General features: G+C 44.5%; 19 protein-coding genes and 3 pseudogenes. 20 read left to right on the forward strand and 2 right to left on the reverse strand.

Annotated features, from left to right (window positions below):
• Positions 1-28 precede the first annotated feature (28 nt).
• From GC102_RS21345 to GC102_RS21380, 8 genes are all read left to right on the forward strand, one after another.
• Positions 29-958, forward strand: coding sequence for an ABC transporter permease (locus tag GC102_RS21345; RefSeq protein ID WP_171691283.1), 930 nt, complete (start codon positions 29-31; stop codon positions 956-958).
• Positions 959-970: 12 nt separating this feature from the next.
• Complete coding sequence (locus GC102_RS21350; RefSeq protein WP_171691284.1) at positions 971-1,870, forward strand: carbohydrate ABC transporter permease; 900 nt, start codon at positions 971-973, stop codon at positions 1,868-1,870.
• Positions 1,871-1,900: 30 nt separating this feature from the next.
• The gene (locus tag GC102_RS21355; protein ID WP_171691285.1) at positions 1,901-2,707 is read left to right on the forward strand and encodes a Nif3-like dinuclear metal center hexameric protein; all 807 of its coding nucleotides are present in this window, start codon (positions 1,901-1,903) and stop codon (positions 2,705-2,707) included.
• Between the two features lie 47 nt (positions 2,708-2,754).
• Entirely contained in the window at positions 2,755-3,546 is a 792-nt protein-coding gene (locus tag GC102_RS21360; RefSeq protein ID WP_171691286.1) for an alpha/beta hydrolase, read from the forward strand.
• Positions 3,547-3,566: 20 nt separating this feature from the next.
• On the forward strand, positions 3,567-4,523 hold the full coding sequence (locus GC102_RS21365; protein ID WP_376769399.1) for a carbohydrate kinase family protein: 957 nt from the start codon (positions 3,567-3,569) through the stop codon (positions 4,521-4,523).
• Positions 4,524-4,534: 11 nt separating this feature from the next.
• Positions 4,535-6,004 (forward strand): sucrose phosphorylase, encoded by a 1,470-nt coding sequence (gene gtfA / locus GC102_RS21370; protein ID WP_171691288.1) that lies wholly within the window; start codon positions 4,535-4,537, stop codon positions 6,002-6,004.
• A gap of 261 nt (positions 6,005-6,265) precedes the next feature.
• Entirely contained in the window at positions 6,266-6,382 is a 117-nt protein-coding gene (locus GC102_RS40650) for a beta-galactosidase small subunit-related protein (protein WP_171691300.1), read from the forward strand.
• 83 nt (positions 6,383-6,465) lie between these two features.
• Positions 6,466-6,624 (forward strand): alcohol dehydrogenase catalytic domain-containing protein, encoded by a 159-nt coding sequence (locus GC102_RS21380; protein ID WP_171691289.1) that lies wholly within the window; start codon positions 6,466-6,468, stop codon positions 6,622-6,624.
• On the opposite strand, the gene GC102_RS40655 is transcribed toward GC102_RS21380, so the two are convergent.
• Positions 6,567-6,719, reverse strand: a complete 153-nt coding sequence (locus GC102_RS40655) for an RbsD/FucU family protein (RefSeq protein ID WP_171691262.1) — start codon at positions 6,717-6,719, stop codon at positions 6,567-6,569. The two genes, GC102_RS21380 and GC102_RS40655, sit on opposite strands and share 58 nt — an antisense overlap.
• 348 nt (positions 6,720-7,067) lie before the next feature.
• Between GC102_RS40655 and GC102_RS21390 the strand changes: the two genes are divergently transcribed.
• The 10 genes from GC102_RS21390 to GC102_RS21435 all read left to right on the forward strand — a co-directional run bounded on the left by GC102_RS21390 (position 7,068) and on the right by GC102_RS21435 (position 21,932).
• The gene (locus GC102_RS21390; protein ID WP_171691290.1) at positions 7,068-8,045 is read left to right on the forward strand and encodes a glycoside hydrolase family 43 protein; all 978 of its coding nucleotides are present in this window, start codon (positions 7,068-7,070) and stop codon (positions 8,043-8,045) included.
• 608 nt (positions 8,046-8,653) lie between these two features.
• A complete protein-coding gene (locus tag GC102_RS21395) occupies positions 8,654-10,978 on the forward strand; it encodes a glycoside hydrolase family 95 protein (RefSeq protein WP_171691291.1) in 2,325 nt (774 codons plus the stop codon).
• 538 nt (positions 10,979-11,516) lie between these two features.
• Positions 11,517-13,199 (forward strand): ABC transporter substrate-binding protein, encoded by a 1,683-nt coding sequence (locus tag GC102_RS21400; RefSeq protein WP_171691292.1) that lies wholly within the window; start codon positions 11,517-11,519, stop codon positions 13,197-13,199.
• Positions 13,200-13,271: 72 nt separating this feature from the next.
• Entirely contained in the window at positions 13,272-14,246 is a 975-nt protein-coding gene (locus GC102_RS21405) for an ABC transporter permease (RefSeq protein ID WP_171691293.1), read from the forward strand.
• A 13-nt stretch (positions 14,247-14,259) separates the two neighbouring features.
• A complete protein-coding gene (locus tag GC102_RS21410) occupies positions 14,260-15,171 on the forward strand; it encodes a carbohydrate ABC transporter permease (RefSeq protein WP_171691294.1) in 912 nt (303 codons plus the stop codon).
• A 124-nt stretch (positions 15,172-15,295) separates the two neighbouring features.
• Positions 15,296-16,813 (forward strand): response regulator transcription factor, encoded by a 1,518-nt coding sequence (locus GC102_RS21415; RefSeq protein WP_171691295.1) that lies wholly within the window; start codon positions 15,296-15,298, stop codon positions 16,811-16,813.
• A gap of 25 nt (positions 16,814-16,838) precedes the next feature.
• Positions 16,839-18,662, forward strand: coding sequence for a sensor histidine kinase (locus tag GC102_RS21420; RefSeq protein WP_171691296.1), 1,824 nt, complete (start codon positions 16,839-16,841; stop codon positions 18,660-18,662).
• A complete protein-coding gene (locus tag GC102_RS21425) occupies positions 18,655-20,160 on the forward strand; it encodes a response regulator transcription factor (protein WP_171691297.1) in 1,506 nt (501 codons plus the stop codon). Before GC102_RS21420 ends, GC102_RS21425 begins: the two co-directional genes overlap by 8 nt.
• Positions 20,161-20,187: 27 nt before the next feature.
• Positions 20,188-20,727 (forward strand): hypothetical protein, encoded by a 540-nt coding sequence (locus GC102_RS21430; RefSeq protein WP_312883344.1) that lies wholly within the window; start codon positions 20,188-20,190, stop codon positions 20,725-20,727.
• A gap of 116 nt (positions 20,728-20,843) precedes the next feature.
• The gene (locus GC102_RS21435) at positions 20,844-21,932 is read left to right on the forward strand and encodes a low temperature requirement protein A (protein WP_171691301.1); all 1,089 of its coding nucleotides are present in this window, start codon (positions 20,844-20,846) and stop codon (positions 21,930-21,932) included.
• A gap of 480 nt (positions 21,933-22,412) precedes the next feature.
• On the opposite strand, the pseudogene GC102_RS39570 reads toward GC102_RS21435, so the two are convergent.
• Positions 22,413-22,668: pseudogene (locus tag GC102_RS39570) on the reverse strand (IS6 family transposase); the annotation flags it as partial.
• A gap of 209 nt (positions 22,669-22,877) precedes the next feature.
• Between GC102_RS39570 and GC102_RS21445 the strand changes: the two are divergent.
• Together GC102_RS21445 and GC102_RS39575 are read left to right on the forward strand one after the other, a co-directional pair.
• Positions 22,878-23,198, forward strand: a pseudogene (locus GC102_RS21445) (SDR family oxidoreductase); the annotation flags it as partial.
• Positions 23,199-23,363: 165 nt separating this feature from the next.
• Positions 23,364-23,470 (forward strand): annotated as a pseudogene (locus tag GC102_RS39575) (Fe-S oxidoreductase); the annotation flags it as partial.

The raw sequence follows: 23,470 nt of genomic DNA on the forward strand, positions 1-23,470 counted from the left end.
ATTCTGTCTTCCTTAGGGGGGGAGTGGCATGGAGAAGCCAATAAAAAAATACAGGAAGAAAGTTAGCAATACGTTGCCGCTTTTACTGATTGCGGCTCCCGGCTTGTTATACTTGTTGATCAATAATTACATTCCGATGTTCGGGGTATTTATCGCCTTCAAAGATGTAGATTTTGCCAAAGGCCTATTCGGAAGCGATTGGGTCGGGTTGAAAAATTTCGAGTTTTTATTCCGGACTTCCGATGCGTGGATAATGACAAGAAATACGATTCTTTACAACGTCGCATTTATCATTCTCGGTACCATCGTTTCTATATTCATCGCGATTCTGATGGCAGAGCTGTTGAATAAGTTTTATTCGAAGTTTTTCCAGTCTGGTTTAGTTCTTCCGAACCTGGTATCTATGGTCATCGTATCATTTCTCGTATTTGCTTACTTGAATGCCGATAGCGGGTTTATCAACCATTCGATTTTAGAGCCGCTTGGCATTCCGGCTATTAATTGGTATTCGGAGTCTAAATATTGGCCATTCATCCTTGTTATCATACAGCTTTGGAAGACGGCGGGATACGGTTCAATCGTTTACTTCGGATTTATTGCAGGAATCGATAAAAGTATTTATGAAGCCGCTAAAATTGACGGTGCAGGCAAACTCAGACAAATTTTTATGATCACCTTGCCTTTGCTGACGCCAACTATTATCATACTATGCTTAATGTCTGTAGGAAGAATATTCAATTCCGATTTCGGACTCTTTTATCAAGTACCTTTAAATGCAGGTGCTCTATACAGCACGACACAAACGATCGATACTTATGTATATCGTGCTCTCATGCAGGTTAACGATATTGGCATGTCGGCGGCGGCTGGTCTGTATCAGTCACTAGTAGGCCTTATTCTTGTCATTGTAGCCAATGGTATTGTAAGGAGAGTAAATTCCGACAATGCACTGTTTTAAGGGGGATTCATCATGACGAGTTTACAATCAAGAGGAGAACGGGCATTTACGATATTCTCTGCAGCAGCTATGACCTTGGTGACCGTTTTTGCTTTTTTACCTTTTATATTGATGCTGCTGGCATCGTTTACCGATGAAAAGACGCTAATAAGAGACGGATATAGCTATTTCCCAAATAAAATGAGCATCGATGCCTATGTATACTTGTTCAGCAACGTGTCGACCTTTGTGAGGGCATACGGAGTCTCGATTTTTGTGACTGTTGTAGGAACCATCATCAGCCTCGCCATAACGGCCATGCTTGCCTATCCAATGTCGCGGAAAGATTTCAAGTATCATAATGTCCTTGCATTTCTCGTATTTTTCACCATGTTGTTTAACGGAGGCATAGTGCCTTCCTACATGATGTGGACCAAAGTGTTTTCGATTAAGGATACGTTAGCCGCATTGATCGTACCGAATTTACTAATGAATGGATTCAATGTTTTGCTGGTAAGGAATTTCTATAAGCATAATGTGCCTGCTGCGCTTATCGAATCGGCTCAGATCGACGGAGCTAGCGAAATAAGAACTTTCTACAGCATTATGCTGCCGCTTTCTGTTCCGGTTATGGCAACAGTCGGTTTGTTTACGGGACTTGCCTATTGGAACGATTGGATTAATGCCTTATACTTCGTCACGAAGCCTCAGTATTATGGCATTCAGAATTTGTTGATCCGTCTGATGAATAATATTCAATTTTTAAAATCGAGCCAGGCAAGCAGCATGCTGGGAGCTGGTACAGCTGTTCTTCCGACCACGGCGGTACGGATGGCAATGGGGATTATCGGAATCCTGCCAATTTTGATCATACTGCCTTTTCTGCAGAAATATTTGACCAAGGGCGTCGTTGTCGGTGCCGTTAAAGGTTAATCACTTTATGAAACGAAGGAGGGGTATGGCATGAATGTTCAACAGGTCATTGATGCGGTTATTTCGGATTCTTGCGGCACTTTCAGGCTGGAAAAAACAGGAGATGTACTCGTATCCGGAAGTCCGGATACAGAGGTAACCGGTATTGTAACGACGTTTATGGCAACCGTCGATGTGATTTATCAGGCTGTCGCTTGCGGGGCTAATATGATTATTACACACGAGCCTACCTTCTATACAGGGATAGACGAATTGGACTGGCTCCAAGACGACCCTGTATATCAGGCAAAGCGAAAATTGTTAGAGGATCACCAGATTGCGGTCTGGCGCTACCATGATTACATGCACATGGCCAAGACGGACCGAATTTATGATGGACTGATTAAGGAGCTCAGCTGGGAAGACAATTTGCTGGAAAAGCATCCGCCGCACACGTACCAAATTGCCGAGGTCACTTTGACAGAGTTGTCCGGTTTCTTTAAAGACAAATTGGGGATGAATGTCCTACAAATCGTAGGCGATCTCGAGATGAAGTGTTCCAGAGTCGGAATTTTGGTAGGTGGAGGTAGTTTGGGTCTTGGTAGAGAGCAAATGCCGATGGAACTGATGCGAAATAAGGACCTGGATGTCATCGTATGCGGTGAAATCGTGGAATGGACGCTTTGCGCTTATGTCAACGATGCACGTATGCTCGGACTTCGTAAAGCTATGATCGTCGTAGGTCATGAGCGGAGCGAGGAATGGGGAATGAAGTTTATGGCCGAATGGCTGAAGCCGTTGGTCCATGGACTCCCGGTTACTTTTGTCGATGCGAAGGAGCCGTTTCTGTATTTGTAAGACGAGAGCATAGTACCCTTAAACGAGAGAAAAGGAGAATGGATACAATGGCGACACTGCAGGTGAATTTTTACTCAAAGGCTTTACGGAGAGAAGTCACGTTCAATGCGCTTGTTCCGTTGGATGAATTTGAATTTCCGGGGATGCCAAAAGCGGAGAAGAAGCCGCTTAAAGCGCTCTATTTGTTGAACGGATACTCAGGCAGCTATTCCGATTGGATCAGTTTCTCGAGAATTCGAGAGTTATCCGATAAGCACCGTATTGCGGTTTTTATGCCCGCCGGGGAAAACAACTTTTATGTGGATGATGAAGATAAAGGGTCGTTATACGGAGAATACGTTGGAAATGAACTGGTGGAGTTTACACGGAAAATGTTCCCGCTATCCCACGAAAGAGAAGATACCTTTATCGGCGGTTTATCCATGGGCGGGTACGGAGCCATTCGGAACGGCTTCAAATATGCAGAGCATTTTAGCCAGATTATCGCTTTGTCTTCGGCCATTATTACCTATAAGATTGCTAACGCAAGTAGCGACTATACGGACGGCATAGCGGACTATAAATATTTTACGAGAGTATTCGGCGACTTGGACCAGCTTCAAGGAAGCGATAAAGACCCGGAGGCTCTGGTCTTGGGCTTGAAAGAGAAGAAGTCGGCGATTCCAGCGATCTACATGGCTTGCGGTACAGAAGATTTTTTACTGGACGTCAATCAGAGATTTCATGATTTTTTAGTTTCGGAACAGGTTGAGCATACATATGTGGAAAGCCAGGGGGGACATACCTGGGACTTTTGGAATGAATACATTGAAAAAGCTATATTGTGGGCGATTCAATAAAGAATCAGGAGATGGCAAACGTGTTTGAATTCGAGGCTAGCATACCGTTAAGCGATAAGAAGCACGATGTTTTGACTGTTGGCGAGCTTCTTATCGATATGATGACAACGGAATATGACGATAGCGATACATGTGATACGTACCAAAAGTTATTTGGGGGTTCTCCTTCCAATATTGCATTAAATGTAAAAAAATTAGGGATCACCCCTCTTGTAGCTTCTGCAGTCGGAGATGACGGGTTGGGCAGATTTCTCGTCGATCAACTGCAGCAAGCGGGTATCGCTACGGATCTCATTCAGTGTGTCGATGATTCAACGAGCATGGTTGTCGTCACCAAGAGTGTAGCTACGCCGATTCCGATATTTTATCGGGGGGCGGATTATCAATTAGCTTATACATCCGGGCTGGAGGAAGCCATAATTAATTCCAAAATCGTCCATTTCTCCTGTTGGCCTATTTCGAGGGTTCCGTCCCGCGATACGATCGAAAGTGTGATAGATACGGTTAGAAAGCACGGAGGCTTGATCGGTTTCGACCCTAACTATCATCCGATGATATGGCAAAAGGGCGAGAATGGGATTGACTATGTAAAATCTATCTTCGGTAAAGTTGATATTGTCAAGCCTTCAGAGGATGATGCGGAGAGATTGCTTGGGAAAGCCGAACCTGAGCGTTATCTCGATTATTTCTTAGAACTGGGTGCAAAGCTGGTTATTTTGACATTAGGGAAGGATGGCGCCCTCGTTTCAAATGGAAAAGAGACGCTTGCATTCAACTCTCTAGCTACTCAGGTTGTTGATACTACGGGAGCCGGAGATGCATTTTGGTCAGGATTTTATGCGGCGCTCGTCAAAGGTTATCTGTTGAAAGAAGCTCTTTCCCTGGGATTTGCCGTCAGTGCCTATAAATTGAAGTACACTGGAGCCATAGTGGATTTACCGCATCTGGAGTTTATCAAAGAAAAATACGGACTATAGGGGATTATTTTATGCCAGTAAAAAATCAAGTGCAGCTGATCACGTATCCCGATTCCTTGGGAGGTGATTTGAAGGCATTGAAACAGGTGCTCTTTCAACATTTTTCCGATGTGTTTAAGGGCGGCGTTCATATATTGCCTCCTTTCCCATCTTCCGGAGACAGAGGCTTTGCTCCGCTCACTTACCTGGAAATTGAGCCGAGCTTCGGCACATGGGACGATATTAGAGCCATTGGAGAACGGTTCGATATATTGGTCGATGTGATGGTTAACCATATTTCAAGGCAGTCCGAATATTTCCAGGATTTCCTCAGAAAGGGGCGTCAATCGGAATATGCCGACTTCTTTCTAACCTTGGATAAAATATGGGAGGATGGCAAACCTGTTCAAGAAGATATTGACAATATGTTTCTGCGCAGACCGGTTCCTTATTCTACTTTTACCATTGAAGAAACCGGTGAGGAAGAGAAGGTGTGGACGACATTCGGCAAGCAGGATCCATCCGAACAGATTGATCTAGATATCCGGTCATATGGTGTAAAGCAGTTGCTGGTCGATATTTTCAATAATTTCAAGCAGCAGAATGTCAAAATCGTTCGCTTGGATGCAGTCGGATACATGATAAAAAAGCTGGGAACAAGCTGCTTTTTTGTTGAGCCAGACATCTACGAATTTCTTGATTGGATGATGGCAGTTGCGAAAGCGCTGGACATCGAATTACTACCTGAGGTTCACGCTCATTACACCATTCAGTACAAGCTTGCTGAACATGGCTACTGGATTTACGATTTTATACTGCCATATACGGTACTCGATACTTTGGTACATAAATCTAACGAGCGTCTCTATCAGTATTTGAAGACTCGTCCTGATAAACAGTTTACTATGCTTGACTGTCACGATGGTATACCTGTAAAACCGGACATGGACGATTTGATTAATACGAAAGAAGCAAGAAAATTGGTGGATCTATGCTTGGAAAGAGGATCAAATCTTAGTCTTATTGTATCCGATCAGCATAAGGCAGAAGATGGTTTCGATGTTCATCAAATCAGATGTTCTTTTTACTCCGTTCTCGGATGTGACGACGATGCCTATTTAGCGGCAAGAGCTATCCAATTCTTTGTGCCGGGAATCCCTCAAGTCTACTATGTCGGACTGCTGGCGGGAGAAAACGATCTTGAGAGCGTAATGAGGACCGGTGAAGGAAGAGAAATCAACCGGCATAACTTCAGCCTTGATGAAATTGAACAGTCGCTGGAGAAGGAAGTTGTCCAAAGATTGATTACGCTCATTCGATTCAGAAATGAATATGATGCTTTTGGCGGTGAGTTTGTTGTTATTCCTTCGGCGCAAGACGAAGTTCGGTTGGCTTGGCGCAAGGACGATAAGGAGTGCCGGCTCTTTATAGATCTGCAGACTTGCAAGACAATGATTGAATACATCGGCGAGAACGGTGAGTTAACCCTATATGCCGTATAGTTCAAGGTAGAATCGGAGGCGCATACTAAACAGGTATACGCCTCTTTTCTCTGAAATACAGATTTACAGGATGGAGTAAGCTGGGGCTAGATCAGGTTATCCAGTTCGAGAACAGCCCTCCGCTTTCCCGGCGGTTATAAGCAAGATTGACAGGAAGTCGGATTTTGGTGCAACTATTAAAACAGATCAAAGATTTTGCCCCTTCTTTATATGTCGAAATTTAGCCCGCATGTTGAATAAAGGGTAATATGATAACCATCGATTGATCATGCACATACCGGACTCGGTGGAGATAATGGTTGGAGTACTACCATTCATCCGGAGTATCAAATTACTCCAAATGTTTTCCAGTATGCTTTTTTCATAAAACCTTTGTAAGCATTTAGACTAGATAAAACCCCATTCTTATTTAGTATGTAGAGTGGGGTTTTGTGCTGCAATAAGCTTGCCTTCAGATCTCGATGGGTCGATGGTTCGCTTCGAAATCATACCTATCCTTCCCCTTCCATTATCCGCGAATCTTGGGGCATGAACTGTCAGGTGTAATTGAACATATCGGCAATTACGTTGAAGGGCTTGCCGTCGGAGATAGGGTCGCCATCTTCAGAATTGTCCTGTAGGTATCCCAGATTGGCGTCTCTACTGGATCTCCAGGCACGACTTGCATAAGGACCACAGGCTTTTTCACATAAGGATCCAACGGGAATAATTGCATCGTTGCTTCCAGCAATTCAGGTATTCCGCGACATCGCATCTGACCAGTCTTTGAGCATGGCTTGCTGGGAAACGGTATTAGGCAAGGTGATCAGTCAAGCGTCTCGTGAGACGTTATCCCGTATCTTTCTTTATTTATGGGGGGATAGATCTTTAATCTATTTATTTTGTAATCGCATACAAGGTCTCATAATAAAGGTGTAAGAGAAAATCAAATCTATAAGGAGAAGCAAAAATGGGTGGGCACGAAAAAGAAGTTGTGAGGATCCATGTCGCATGCATCAGCCGCATGTTAACCAACCAAAAAGTAAATGAACAACCATAATAAATAAAATAGAGGAGCGCAAGTATGCACAATCTACCGAAACCTCATCACCCGCTTGTCACCCATATCTTTACCGCCGATCCTTCGGCGCACGTATTTGAGGGGAAAATTTTCATCTACCCGTCACATGATCTCGATCATGACGGCACTGATAATGACAATGGGGATCAATATGCAATGGAAGATTATCATGTTCTATCCATGGATGGCTTCGATTCCCCCGTTATCGACCATGGCCAGGTCCTTCATCTAAAAGATATTCCCTGGGCTTCCAAACAACTATGGGCTCCTGATGCTGCTTTTAAGGCCGGCACCTATTTCTTGTACTTTCCTGCCCGGGATCATGATGGGATTTTTCGAATCGGTGTGGCGACCAGCTCATCGCCGGCCGGTCCTTTTCTTCCTCATCCGTCTTATATCGAGGAAAGCTTCAGTATCGACCCAGCCGTGTTTGTTGATGACGACAATCGGGCTTATATTTATTTCGGCGGTCTTTGGGGCGGCCAATTGGAAAAATGGCAGACCAGTACTTTCGAGCCGGAAGCGGTGGGGCCGGCGGCGGAGGCGCCTGCGATAGGCCCTCGGGTCGCTCTGCTGAGCGAGGACATGCTGTCATTTCAAACCGCTCCATTAGAAATTTCGATTGTTGACGAAAACGGCGGCCCGATTCTCTCTGGAGACGAGGCTAGGCGCTATTTTGAAGGACCGTGGGTGCACAAATATAACGGCTGGTACTACTTGTCCTACTCCACGGGCACCACCCATAAATTAGTATACGCCGTCAGCCGGAATCCGTTGGGACCGTATACCTTCAAGGGCACGATCTTAACTCCGGTTATCGGCTGGACAACTCATCACTCCATTGTCCAGTTCGAAGACAAATGGTACTTATTTTACCACGACAGTTCTTTGTCCGAAGGCGTTAACCACAAGCGTTGCGTCAAATATACGGAGTTATACTATAACGAAGATGGTACGATTCGGACGATCGCTCCTTATTAACGAAAAAAATTTTGGCCTTGGCTCTTAAAAACTGCGGGCGGGACATCCTGTTCTCCGCCTGCAATTGGGGAGCCGACAACGTATACCAATGGATCCGCGAATCGGGTGCCCACATGTGCCGGTCAACGCGAGATATGCAAGACAACTGGGTGTCGATTAAAGACCTGGCGAAATCGCAGCTGGGCGGCTGCAGAAACATGGAGTACAAAACACGTAATAGGGTCCGACCGTTTTTTGACCATAACGTGCTTCGATGCTATAGCTTGTGGTTGCTTGTATATGGATATTTGTTCTTTTCTCCACTGTTCATAGATGCCATCATCGTGATTCACCGAGCTATATGAGAATAGATCAATAATCAATGAGAATAGGTCATTGTTTTGAAAAAATTGATAGCTTGCTGAAACGTTAGGGCCGAAATGAATTATTTCTTCGCAAGCAAGTGGGATCCATTCATGATGAAACTTCCTCCATCGCTAGGACCTCTGCATGTGTGCGGCTTCGAATCGAAGCCTCCGCAACATATCGTACCTGCGGCATTTGATTGGTTCGAATAAGCCTGCTGATTAAAAATAGAATGCGATTGTAAAGTGAAGGAGGTAATCATTATGAGTGAAGCACGTTTAGAGTACAAAGAAAGACTATTTTTTCGCTCCCCAGCCAAGCATTGGGACGAAGCATTTCCGATTGGCAACGGACGGCTGGGAGCTATGATTTTCGGAGGGCCATGCTCCGAACGATTGCAGCTTAATGAAGATTCCTTATGGTATGGAGGGCCGAGGGATCGGCATAACCCGGATGCTTTGGTATATCTTCCGGAAATTCGCCGCCTCATTTTTGAAGGAAAGCTCAAAGAAGCCGAGTACCTCGCTTCGCTTGCCTTAACTGCGATCCCTGAAACCCAGCGTCATTATGTGCCGCTCGGCGATCTGTTTCTTCATTTCCAAACATTAGACGATAACCAAGTCATCGATTATGAACGGGAGCTCGATTTATCAGAAGCAGTGGTCAGTATTTCCTTTAAGGCGGGTAAGGTTCATTATCGTCGCAAGATCTTTGCGAGCTATCCGGACGGCGCGATTGTGATTCGATTGACGGCTGATACGCCGGGTCAAATTTCCTTTACGGCAAGAATGGGAAGGGAAAGGTTCCGATACGTAGACCATATCCGTACAGAAGAAGGTAATTCGATCATGATGAGCGGCAATAGTGGCGGAGGTGTTAACTATTGCGGTGTGTTGATGTGCAAACCAGAGGGAGGCCAAATGCGTACGATTGGGGAGCACTTGGTCGTGACCAATGCCGATGCCGTTACATTGGTCATTTCCACCGCCACGGATTTTCGAGAGTCCGATCCTGAATCCTCAGCGTTTGCAAATGCCAAGCGTGCTGCTTCACAGACGTATATCGATTTATTAACGGCCCACATTGAAGATTATTGTAAACTGTTTGAGCGGACGTCGTTAAGGCTTGATGCTGCATTCAAAGCTGTGGAACAAGACACCTCGAAACGATTGGAACAGATGAAAGCTGGAGCTGAAGACCCCGGACTTCTAGCTTTATATTTTCAGTATGGCCGTTATCTGCTTATTGCTTCAAGCAGACCAGGATCTTTACCTGCGAATTTGCAAGGGATCTGGAATAAGGATATGTTGCCGGCCTGGGACAGCAAATTTACCATTAACATTAATACGCAAATGAACTATTGGCCGGCTGAGATCTGCAATTTACCCGAATGCCATGAGCCTCTCTTTGAATTGATCGAACGGATGATTCCAAACGGTCGCCGAACCGCTCAAGTCATGTATGGGTGCGATGGCAGTGCTGCCCATCATAATACTGATATTTGGGCGGATACCGCACCGCAGGATCTTTATTTACCCTCGACATATTGGCCCCTTGGTCTTGCATGGTTATGTCTGCATCTTTGGGAACATTATCAATTCGAGCGGAATGAGGCATTTCTGAAACGTGCTTACCCGATGATGAAAGAAGCGGCTGCTTTTCTTGTTGGTTATATGGTCGAACTTCCTGGTGGAGTGCTTGTCACTTGCCCCTCTGTCTCACCTGAAAACACATATAGATTGCCGAATGGGGAAACGGGCGTGCTTTGCTATGGGCCATCCATGGATAGCCAGATTGCTCGCGAATTGTTTCTCGCATGTCTAGCGGCAGGTGAACAGTTAGAGACGGATATGGACTTCTTGACAACGCTTAAACTTACAATGGATAAGCTGCCACAGCCCCAGATTGGGCGTCATGGACAAATACAGGAGTGGATTGAAGATTATGAGGAAGTGGAGCCAGGACATCGTCATATCTCACACTTGTTCGCTTTGCACCCGGGAACACAGATCACTCCAGAGAAGACACCAAGCCTAAGTACTGCTGCACGCCGGACACTTGAGAGGCGACTTACAAACGGAGGCGGACATACAGGCTGGAGTCGCGCCTGGATTGTGAATTTTTGGGCTCGGCTGGGAGATGCGGAAGAAGCATACGAAAATGTAACTGCCCTTTTGACGCACTCCACATTGCCCAACCTTCTCGATAACCATCCGCCGTTTCAAATAGACGGCAATTTTGGCGGGACTGCGGGTATCGCGGAAATGCTGTTGCAAAGCCATGCTGACGCCATTCATTTGTTACCAGCTCTCCCTAATGCATGGTCCAATGGTGAAGTAACGGGGCTTCGCGCCCGGGGTGCGGTAACGGTAGATATGGCATGGAAGGACGGTCAATTACAGCATGCTTTACTGAAGCCAGATTATAAAGGGGTATATCGTTTTCGTTGCAATCTGCCCATCCAATTATGGATTGAAGGGGAGATTTACGAGACAACGCAACTCGACGCATCAACCTATTCGTTTGAGGCGGAGGCAGGGACTGCAGTTCATGTACTTGCTAAGGCCGAATCCAAGCCCGCGAATTGAGATTTCGGTATTATCGTTTAACCAAATGCTGTAGCAGCTTAAAATTTCTACCATTACTTACTGGGTTGGGGTAGCTATTTTTCACAAGAAGAACATCGGAAAGCCGTATGCGGGAAAACCGTTCGTACGGTTTGATGAGGGGGGACAGGGGGGCCTGCCCTCCACTCTTCAAACAGCGATAGTCTAGGACTTTATTTTCTCGTCCATGGCTGTCGCTGTTTCTTTTATTGGGGTCAGTCTAAGGGAAATGCTTAATCATTGTCTTTCTTGACGAATGATTTAAATAGGCTCAAAATGTGTGGATGCGGATCCTTGTTTAGGTGCAGAAGGACAACCTTACTTGAAGTAAACAGCCAGTAGATGGGTTGACTTATTTAGTCGAACATTAGATTTACATGACTGTAATTCGTAGGGGTAAGACCTATATTCTGTGAATTGTAAGCGTATTCTTGAGAGGTATAATAAATAGTGTAAGTAAATAAGTGTTTGGCCTAAAGGATCATGCATCTTCATGGAGACAATAAGGGAGGACTAGAAAATGGTTAAACAAGTAAAACGGCACGCTTTAGCAGCATTGGTACCCGTTCTGGCACTAGGACTGACACTATCAGCCTGCAGCAACTCGAAGGATGGTGATGCTGCGAATAGCTCCGCTTCACCTAGCGGTAGTCAGACAAGTCCGGCAGCAACGAAAAACGACGCGATCAAGCCAGTTACATTATCTGTGTTCATTGGTGGCCCTGGTCAACAGCCGACTCCTGACAACAAGATCTACAAGATGATTAAAGATAAAACTGGCGTTAGCCTAAAAATGGAGTTTCTGGTCGGTGACCTGCAGCAGAAGATGGGCGTTATGATTGCCGGCGGTGATTATGCGGATATTATGTCCGGGGATGATAAACTAATTGCGGCCGGTGCTTTTATTCCCCTCGAGGACCTGATTGAGAAGTACGCACCGAATTTGAAGAAGCACTATGCCTCCGTGTGGAATCAGGCCAAGGATCCTGCAAGCGGTCACCTTTATGCTCTGCCGGCTTACGGCGTGTTCAGTGGTCAAGTTAACGATACTGCGTATGGAGGACCAGGCTTTTACCTGCAAAAGGATGTCCTGAAGGAAATGGGTTATCCAACTCCTAAAACGTTGGACGATTATTTCGATATCATTGCGAAATACAAAGCGAAACATCCGGATATGATCGGATTCGAGACGTTGAGCTTCGACTGGAGAAACTTCCCGCTGCTTAATCCGCCAGAGCATTTAGCTGGTTACCCAAATGACGGTGGTGTTATCGTCGATAACGGGAAAGCGCAAATTTTTGCGGACAAGGATATTGCCAAGACCTATTACAAGAAGCTGAATGAGATCAATGCGCAAGGCTTGATGGATAGGGAAGCACTGGTACAGAACTACGATCAGTATTTAGCTAAAATTGCCAGTGGCCGCGTCATTGGGATGTTCGACCAGCAATGGAACTTTAATGATGGAGAAAATTCTTTGAGATCACAAGGTAAATTCGGCAGCACATACGTAGGGTTCCCGCTCTTATATCCAGGCGCCACAGAGCACTACCGTGACCGTCCAGTTTTGAACATCAACCGCGGATTCGGGATTTCGACGAAAGCCAAGGATCCGGTTCAAATCATCAAATTCCTTGACACACTAATGACCGAAGATTGGCAGAAGACACTCCAATGGGGTATTCAAGGCGAGGATTATGAGGTGAAGGATGGCAAGTTCTACCGTACGCCTGAACAGCGCGCGAAAGCAGACGATAATACATGGAAGCTAGCGAATAAAGCGGAAGCGTTCTTGGGTGGCCTGCCTAAGATGCAAGGGTCGTATAGTGACGGAAATGCAACAGATCCGGGATCACAGCCACAGGAATTCTTCGACAGCTTGAAGCCGCAGGATCAGGAAGTGCTGAAGGCATACAACCATAAGACATGGGCAGAGTTCTTCAAATCACCTGTGGAAAATTTCATATACTACCCAGCATGGAGCATTGATCTGGTGGATGGTTCACCAGCCAAAGTGGCCAATACGAAGCTGAACGACCTTGCCATAAAATATTTGCCGAAAGCTATTATGGCCAAACCGGATGATTTTGAAGGTGTATGGAAGGAATATGTGGATCAGATTTCCAAAAGCAATTTCAAAGCCTACGAAGATCGTATCAATGAACAAATTAACTGGCGTATTCAGAATTGGAGCAGCAAATAAGAAAATAGAACATGTAGTAGAGTGGGGGAGACTCAGGGTCTTCTCCGCTTTACTTCCTAGGAGGGAATGTCGATGGCCGAGACCATACTGACCAAAAGACCAACGAAAAAGCAAAAAATTGATCCGGAAATCGGCGTCGGTTTAAGTTGGAAGACGCTCAAAAATCAGAAGCAGTTAATGCTGATGTCGTTTCCCATCGTGATTTATATTCTGATTTTCAATTATGTACCGATTTGGGGCTGGTTGATGGCGTTCCAGAATTATCGTCCGGCTTTGAAATTTTCCAAACAGCAGTGGGTGGGGTTGAAGCAGTTTAAATTTCTCTTTCAAGATGATACGTTCTTGACCGTGCTTCGCAACACGCTTGCTATGAGTATGATCAATTTGGTTCTTAGCTTTGCAACAGCCATTATTTTAGCTCTATTACTGAATGAAATTAAAGTTCGTTTCTGGAAACGGTCCATCCAAACGATTTCTTATCTGCCTCATTTTCTGTCATGGATCATTGCTGCGGGTATTGTATCGACTTCGCTATCCGTCGACGATGGTATCATTAATCAGTTGTTGATGAAGCTGCACCTCATTAATGAACCTGTGATGTGGCTTAGTCAGGGTAAATATTTTTGGGGGATTGTGGGCTTGTCTAATGTGTGGAAAGAGGTGGGATGGAATACCATCATTTACCTTGCAGCTATCACCTCGATTGATCCGTCGCTGTATGAGTCCGCTGGGATCGACGGTGCGAACCGTTACCAGAAGATCCTTTACGTCACACTGCCTGGGATCAAGTCGACATTTATCATTCTATTAATCATGAACATCGGACATATTCTGGATGCAGGCTTTGAAATTCAGTACCTGCTCGGCAATGGATTGGTCGTCGACTGGTCGCAAACGATTGATATTTTCGTTCTAAAGTACGGGATTGCTCAAGGCAACTATTCGCTGGCCACTGCGGCAGGTATTTTCAAAACAGTTGTAAGCATAATCCTTATTCTAATTGCAAATTCTACCGCCAAGCGCCTTGGTGAAGAGCGGTTGATATAAAGGAGAGATGACGATGGGAACAACGACTGCGCGCAGAATTCGGATGGAGCCGATTCTGTTCCATACGATTAACGGCATCTTCATGCTCGTTCTTGTTATAGTAACATTATATCCGTTCCTTCATACACTAACGATTTCATTCAATGAGGGCAATGATGCGCTTCGGGGAGGCATCTATATATGGCCTCGTTCATGGTCATTGCAAAATTACAAGGCGATTTTCCTTTCCGGTACGATTTACCATGCGGCGTGGATTTCAGTCGCTCGTACGATTACCATGACGGTGATAGGTGTATTCCTTACCACCATGTTAGCGTATACACTAGCACAGCCCCACTATATTTTTCGTAAAATCATCGGTTTAATTTTTGTGTTGACGATGTATTTTAATGCAGGACTTATTCCTAACTACTTTCTGATCAAAAGCCTGGGACTTCTGAATAACTTCTGGGTGTATGTGCTCCCAGGAATGGTGAATGCGTTTAATCTCATTGTCATTCGGACGTATATTCGAACGCTTCCATCAGGCTTGGTTGAGTCTGCGAAAATGGACGGAGCCGGTGATTTCACCATATTTATACGCATCATATTCCCGCTGTGTACGCCTGTACTAGCGACCATCGCCTTGTTTATTGCAGTTGGCTCTTGGAATTCCTGGTTCGATACGTTCCTGTATGCTTCGTCTGATTTGAAGCTGAGTACACTTCAGTACGAAATGATGAAGCTGCTTGGATCAACGATGAGCAGCAACAACGATCCCGGTCTGATGGCAGGGGCAAACACAAATCAAACGAAGGCCATGGTTACGCCTTCTTCCATACGTTCGGCGATCACGATTGTGGCGGCGGTTCCGATTCTATTCGTGTATCCTTTCCTGCAAAAATATTTTATCGTCGGCATGAACCTTGGAAGCGTCAAAGAGTAAGAAATAATAAACCATGATGATAATCATTTCCCGTTTCAGCTCGGAGCTGGGACGGTTTTTGCTTTATTTAGGTCGATCTTCCTTTATAATAGACATATCTATTCCCTGAAATGAGGTGTTTCCCATGTTAAGGGTCATGTTTGCCGATGACGAGCCCTACATGCTAGAGGGATTACGGTCAATGATGGATTGGAATAAGCTAGGTTTTGAAATATGCGGGGAAGCGTCGGATGGCGAAGACGCATTAGCCATGATGGCGTCGACCCTGCCTCATTTGGTGCTGACGGATGTTCGAATGCCTGTCATAGATGGTTTGGAATTGATTGAACAAGCTTCCTGCCTGTATCCTGAAATGAAATTTATTATTTTGAGCGGATACGCGGATTTCGAATATGCCAAAAGAGCTATGCGACATGGTGTGGCCAATTATTTGATGAAGCCTTTAATTGAAGCGGAGCTTATAGCTGCGGTGGAAGCGGTGGCGAACACGATCCAGGAGCGTGAAGCTCACAGTCAGTACGAAAGCGCTGCCTTGGGTTGCTTACGATTGGAAACGATTTCAAGGTTATTGCAGGGAGAAATCAGGCAGAAATGGATTGAGCAAGCGAATGCCTTGTTAGATCTTCATGAATGTTCAAGCTTTCGCTGCATCTTACTTGAACCTGACGTTCAGGCTCATGTCCAATCGGACCTGATACAGGTTATTGTGGATAGGATCAAGCTTCCTCAAGCGAATTTACTTCCATTTGGAGTAGGCAAAGAACGACATGGATTCTTGCTGGTCTCGGGGCCAGAGGAGCGCGATCTTTCTCCCGCAATGATTACAGATCTAATTGCCAGTGTACGAAATAACTGGGGCAAAGCGCTCTCGTTTTCGGTAAGCGGCGAACACAAGGGACCACATGCGTTAAAAGAAGCATTCCGTGAGGGACTTTTGGCCGAAATGTGCAAGTTCCCTTCTGGAACTGAAGGGATTTACATCTATCAAGGAGAGTGGTCAGCAGAGACGCTGCCTGCCTTTGCTGGAATGACGGAATCCATCCTAGCTGCCGTCGGGAGTGGGTGTCCAGAAACGGTGCGAGCCCACGTGCACCACTTATTCATTGCTCTTTCGAGGCAGTCCGTCTCCGGATCTTGGGTGAGCGCTTATTTAGGCAACATTAAGCTTGAAATTCTTAAGGTTGTTACCCAATCCGGAGGTGAGCATGTGTTGGCGCCGAATTGGTTTGCATCATACGTGCCAACAGATCTTGGCCTCTTGGAACGCAAGGTCATGCAGGAATTCCTGCAAGCTGCAGAGTGGATTGGCCAGAAGAAAGGCATAGGGCAAGATGCGGTCATATCCGCAGCGGAAGACTACGTCAAATCGCATTACAGTGAAAAGCTGCAACTCCAGCATGTCGCAGAGCATTTTCGGCTGAATCCGGCCTACTTTGGCCAAAGGTTCAAGAAACAAGTTGGCCTCACCTTCAATGAATATTTACATGTCGTACGAATTGACGAGGCCAAAAAATTACTTCGTCGTGAAGAACTAAAAATATCCGATGTCGCTAATCGTGTCGGCTACTCAGATTCTGAACAGTTCGTAACCAAGTTCAAGGCACTTACCGGCCTGTTACCCTCTGCCTACAAAAAGGGATGACCTACAACTGACAAGGAGATCGCATATGAGCCGGAGATGGAAGCTGTTAAGTATAGTTAATGATATTCCGCTGAAATTCAAGTTTCTGATCATTTACTTGATGTGTGTGCTGCTTCCCATTTTGTGTATAAACGGTTTATTTTACATGCAGGATAGCAAAAACACGGAACGTAGAGAGATGGACAACTTGCGAATTTCTCTGGATCGGGTCGGAAATGAAATCATGCAAATGGTGAACGAAGGTGTCGTGATTGGCAACGCCGTTGCCGCTGACCGTGTCTTTAATGAAATGCTTGAATATACGTACTCTGATAATGTCGCCTATTACGAAGAATACGATCGTTACCTCCGAGATAAATTGGGTCAGTATCCGAATATTTACCCATACATATCTTGGATTGGCGTGTATACCTCTAACCCAACGCTATCCAATGGTGGAAGTTACTTTATGCTTAAGCCCAGTGATCTGCAGAGTAAATGGTACCAGAAGATGAACGAAAAGAAAGATAAGGTGACAGTGACCGCTTATTTGGATACGAATCCCATGAATCCCGAGGAGAAATTGGTATATGTCAGCATTTGTCGGAAGCTGGACAATTTCCATGACCTTATGGCATTCTCCAAATATCTGCGCATCGATATTCGGATGGATAAGCTGCTGGAGCTGTTTGATAAAGAACACAATTACTTGCAAATCAAGCTTGTGGATGAGGAAAATCAGCTTGTTCTGGAATCAGCAGGTACGTTTAAAGGTGTTGACCCTCTGTTGCAGATCCTGCCTGTATCTGGCGATAATCAGCTGGCAGGCTTACCTGGGAATAGCTTCGTCAGTCCTCTCAGTACCGCCAGTTACGTGCTTAACTGGCGGCTGATCGGGATTCCGGAGGGAAGTCGAATCGCGGAGGAGAGGAAAGGGGTTATCCACTTTTTTATATGGCTGACACTCATCTCTACGATTATTCCGACGATATTGATTTATGTCATTATGCATTCCTTTAATTTCCGGGTAAGAAAGCTCTCCAAACATATGCAATTGGTGAAAAACGAGAGGTTTGAACCCATCACGATGTATGAAGGGAAAGATGAGATCGGCAATCTTCTTCGCAGCTTTAATCTGATGACAGGGAAAATACGCAATTTAATCAATGACGTATACAAACTCGAAATTCAAAAAAAAGATTTGGAGCTCGAACGCGTGCAGGCAGAGCTGAAATATTTGCAAAGTCAGGTAGATCCTCATTTCCTGTTCAATACGTTAAACGCGATTCTCGTAGTCTGTAAGAAATATCGCTATGAGCATGTGACGGAAATCATACAAAACTTGTCCCAAATTCTGAGAAGGCTGCTAAGCTGGAAAGAGGACTTGGTAACCGTAGAAGAAGAGTTAAGCTTTATCGAAATGTACCTCCAGATCGAAAAATTCCGATTCCAAGATCGGTTTCACTATGAATTGTCCGTTGACGAATCTGTTCTCGCGTATCGGATCCCAAAGATGAGTATTCAATCGCTCGTAGAGAACTCTTGCAAACATGGTCTTCAATCGGTTAAAGGGAATCGCAGGATTCGAATATCTGTAGAGAGAGCAGGAATGAACTTGCTCATGAAGGTCGAAGATAACGGAATAGGTATGAACAGTGCGAAGCTGGATGAGATTGTTCAGAGTCTATTTAAGGGAGAAGACAACGGCAAGAACATCGGACTTCGCAACGTGTACCGCCGCTTAAATCTGTTTTACGCAGAACGTTCTCTCTTCCATATTGAAAGTATCCCCTTCGAAAAGACAAGCGTTACGATTCAAATCCCTTTGAGTCTCATCAAGAACCAGGAGGAGGCTATTGGACATGTATAAAGTTATTTTTGCTGATGACGAGCCTTTTGCCTTGGAAGGGATAAGGCTCATGATGGAGTGGGAAGATCTTGGCTTTGAAATTGTGGGAATGTGCGAGAATGGCGAAGAAGCATTGGCCTGGATTGAAGCCTGCAAGCCCGATCTCGTGGTAACAGATATTCGGATGCCGGTGATTGACGGTTTAGAATTGATTGAAAGAGTGCAAAAAGCAGGCAGTGATCCGGTATTCATTATTGTAAGCGGGTACAACGATTTCGAATACGCTCGATCTGCCCTGAGGTACGGGGTTAAGCATTATTTGCTTAAGCCGGCTTTAGATAGGGAATGGGATGCTATCATTCAACTTGTAATTCAGGAGCTGCAGCACCGAGAGCAGCAAAAGGTACGAAATGATCTTGTTGCTAATCGTCTTGTACCGACTATGCTTGCTCAGATACTTCGGGGAGAAATTTCGGCAACGGACGAGAACGTAGGAGAGATTTTGGATCCTTTGAAACTAGGAGATCAGGGCTGGAGGTATATCCATTTCGAATGGCTTGTTGGCACAGAACAGGAACTGGATGCGCGTTACTTCCTTTCGCAACAAGCTCATCCTATCGATTTGTTTGGGAATCAGGAGGGGCTTGTCATGCCGTCAATCCCTGATATCAAGGAGTGGGCTCAACATGTATATGAAGATCTTCGTCAGCGGGGTATCGAATGCTGTCTTTCGATAGGACCACGGGTGGACTCCCTCCGTCATATTGCAGATTCGTATACAGGTGCTCTAGAGGCATCCGTGCATCATTTCTTTCATGTATCAGGGGGTCCACTCGATTACGAAACGATTCATCACAAGCAAATTAGCTATGATCTCAATGCGGTTCCTATCGTAGACGACATTCACATTGCGATCGAGGCGCTTCAGGAGAAACGGGTTGGGGAGCTGATTAAACAAATGTTTTTGATGCTGTCTGCTAACAAAACGGCTCGGGAAGTCGTTCATTTGTTGGTCATCCGCATTGTTCTGAAGAGCGCTGCCGTCATGCGGGAAATGGGCATCGATTCAGAGGCACTGCCTCGTGTTCGCGATTTTTTGAGAAGGGAGCATCGTTCCTTAAAAGAAGTGGAGGAATCCCTGCAGGTATATATACAGCAGTATTTGAGCCAGTTGAAGCAGCATAAAGACAAATTCTCGGGCCATCCCCTTCGGGTTATTGAGCGTTATATCCAAGAACATTATCGGGAAACGCTAACGATTAGAGATATCGGAGAACGGTTCTTTATGAACCCGGTTTACTTAGGCCAAGCGTTCATGAAGAGGTGCGGCGTAGGCATAATTGAGTATATTCATGACCTGCGCATTCATGAGGCGAAGCGAAAGTTGTATGAATCGGATGAAACGATTCGCGTGATCGCGGAGCAGATCGGATACGCTAACTATCATCATTTCCTCAAAGAGTTTGAAAAACGTGTGTCCGACAAGCCCGCCGTGTATAGACAATTAAGCAAAGCCTAAAAGAACAGGGAGTGAATCCTACAGTCTGTGCCGCTTCTACGAAGGACGTGTATTTCTTTTCTAAGAGATACACGTTCTATTTGCGTGGGTCTATTCTCGACCGTCCATTCCTATACAAACACGCAATCGCTTACGGATCAGCCTATGAAGGATCGAAGGGATTCGTGGGCCGCTGCGGAAAATATCATCCCTTCTTCATCTGGAGCTGCAAGAGCCCTTAAATTCATATGGAACGATTTACAGATTACAGGTAAGGCATACCGAATTCCAACTCGTACCGGAAGTATTGCTGAATTAAACCTTGTTACGGAAAAGCCGTGTACGGCACAACAGGTAAACGATATTTTCCGTAGTGCCGCTACAGATGGTCAGCTGAAGGGAGTTTTGGATATTTTAGAAGGCGAATGGGCCTCTTCTCGTATCGTAGGCGATTCCCATTCCTCTATCATTGACCTTCCATTGACTCAAATACAGGGAGAACTTCTATCTGTCGCGACATGGTACGATAATGAATGGGGTTACGCTTCACGGTTAGCTGAAGTTGCGGCTTATCTAGTAAATAAGTGAAATTGCTAATAAATTGAAAATATAATTTTTTATACAAGTGGGGCTATCGAACATTGATGATAGTCCTTTCTCTTATTATTTAGTGAACCTGAAGTCAAATAAAGGGAGGTGAAATGATGGTTGAGAAAAAAGTAACCTGGTTGGAGCTTTTTTACGATCTACTTTTTGTAGCAGCAGTATCAAAAGCGAACCACGTCTTGCTGCATGCCGATCATGGGACTATTTCCATTGAATACTTAACCAAATTTGTTTTAATCTTCATTCCAATCTGGTGGGCGTGGGTAGGACAGACTCTCTTTAATAATCGTTTTGGCCAAGATATCGTTACTCATAGGATATTCATGTTTCTACAGCTATTTTTTGTTTTAATTATGACTGCAAGCCTATCTGTTAATTTTGATTACTTCTATTTTCCCTTCTTTGTAGGATATATTGGTTCGAGAGCACTGACAGCTATTCAATATCTTACGGTACACAAAGCAACAGGCACACATCTACAAAAGACCGCTAAATACTTGGGGACTCGCTTTTGGATCGGAATATTGATATCTTCCTGCTCGCTATTCTTTGATTCATGGATCCGATACGCGATTCTATATGCGGGAATTGCTGTAGATATTTTGCTGCCGTTAATCGGCCGACGGTACCTGATAAAAACACCCATACATACCCATCACTTAATGGAACGCTTTGCATTGTTTACACTTATTCTTCTTGGTGAATCAGTGATCAGTATACTTGCTGTTTTGCAGTCAAGTGATTGGACATTGCCATCCATTTTGTTTGCCTCATTTACATGTATATTAGTTATTGCTTTGTGGTGGCAATATTTTGATCACATTGAACGGAAAGTGAGCAAAGAAATACAAACTACCGGTCAAACGATTATTTATGGCCATCTATTCATTTATTTATCCATGAGTTCGATAGCTGCTTTGATCCAATTGTTATTTAAGGAACAACTCGATTATCTATTCATGTTGGGTTTTATTTTTGGATCCGTACTGCTATATTTTTTCTCTACATCACTGGTTTTTCACCGATACAGACACAAACACCTACGCCTTAAGAACTATCATTTGGTGATATTATTAGGGATAATTGGATGTTTTATGGCGTTGGACTTGGTTTTTCATGTACCTAATTATGCAATCATCGGAGAGATGATGGTGTTTTTTATTGTATACGCAAAATTAACGACTTGAGTTTTTTGCTCGTTTCCAAAAAAAAATTTGAGATTAAGAAAGGATGGCAGACATGAGAAAGGTTGATGTGAAAGAAAAAGCACGGACTCGTGAGCTGCGTATCTTGAATCAATGGAACCACTACGATACGTTTCGCAAATCAATTAATAACCAGTGAGGTTACCCAAAACTTCGTATTTTATGAAGGACCTCCTACCGCAAACTTATGAAACACTTGATGCCATATTGGCGGAACGGGTTCTGGTGCAAGGATTTAAAAAAGTTCGCAGTTACCCGATAAACTAACTTTGTCTATGCCACTAAACCAAATATCTTATTTAGCCATTCAACAGCAGTGAGGACAGTCGAATTATCATCGGCCTGCCCTTTCCTTATCATATGTAAAGCCTCAGTTCCCTTTAACGTCTGATCCGCTGTAAGGAACGATTGAAACCGAGATTTGGTTTTGTGATTTTCTTTATGAACCGGTGATCTTGCTCAGGTTTCGTCAGTCCTCCAAGAATCGCTTGTAGGTTTCAAAAAGGGACGGATTCGTTTGTCGATTTCGGGTCCATATTCATGGACCCATCTCATGATCGTCGTATGGGAAATCTTTAATCCTCGCTCGCTCATCATTTCGACTAAATCTCGATAGCTTAAACTATATTTCAAATCTCACCGTTAGTAAAATGATCGCCGATTCATATTGCTTCCATTTAAATAAATCCATTTTCGTTTCCAAAATAAGCTGCTCCATCCCATGACTTCATTATTTGCACCACAACCGACATTAGTTATTAGTTGTTCTATGCCTAAGCATCATTGGGTGGTTAAGAAAGAAAGGCGTCTAACCTAGTTAGGCGCCTGCTTTACTTTCGAAAACTAAGATTACATTGTTGTCAAAAATAAGTGGAGGTGATAAGATTACTATATAAAACCTGGTTTAATATAGTAAACCGATAAAGTGCTTCTTATTCGGCTACCAAAGGGGCGATTTTGGCATTAACCAAATCGATGCAAGTCGATTATGCTTCGTTTAATATTCGTGTTAACGCATTGCTTCCTGGCACAATTTTCACGCCATTTGTCGAAGATTATTTGAAAAACTCTTATGATGATCCTGCAGCAGCCATCGAATCGCTTAAAAAACGTCAGCTTAGCGGGGATTTGGGGAAGCCGGAGGATGTAGCATTAGCGGCTCTGTTCCTAGCTTCGGATGAATCGAAATTTATGATGGGCTCTCCTTTATATATTGACGGTGGAGTTGTTTTTGGGAAAAATGCGTAGTAAACGTGTAAAAACGGAATATGGGATCGTGGATGTAGCAGCGGCATTACTAGATGCACCAACAGCGTCCCGTCAGTCAACGGTATTATTTCCATCCTGCTGAGGAAGGTATTTACATAAAGAAGTATGTAAAATGTACGGTTAAGAAAGGGAGTAAGCGGCCTTATGAAAGTATCCTTATTCATTACGTGCTTGAGCGACCTTGTTTATCCCAAGGTTGGTGAGTCTATGGTTCAATTACTTGCAAAATATGGAGTCAAGCTAGACTTCCC

Source organism: Paenibacillus germinis, from assembly GCF_013141785.1.
GTDB classification, from domain to species: Bacteria; Bacillota; Bacilli; order Paenibacillales; family NBRC-103111; genus Paenibacillus_E; species Paenibacillus_E phytorum.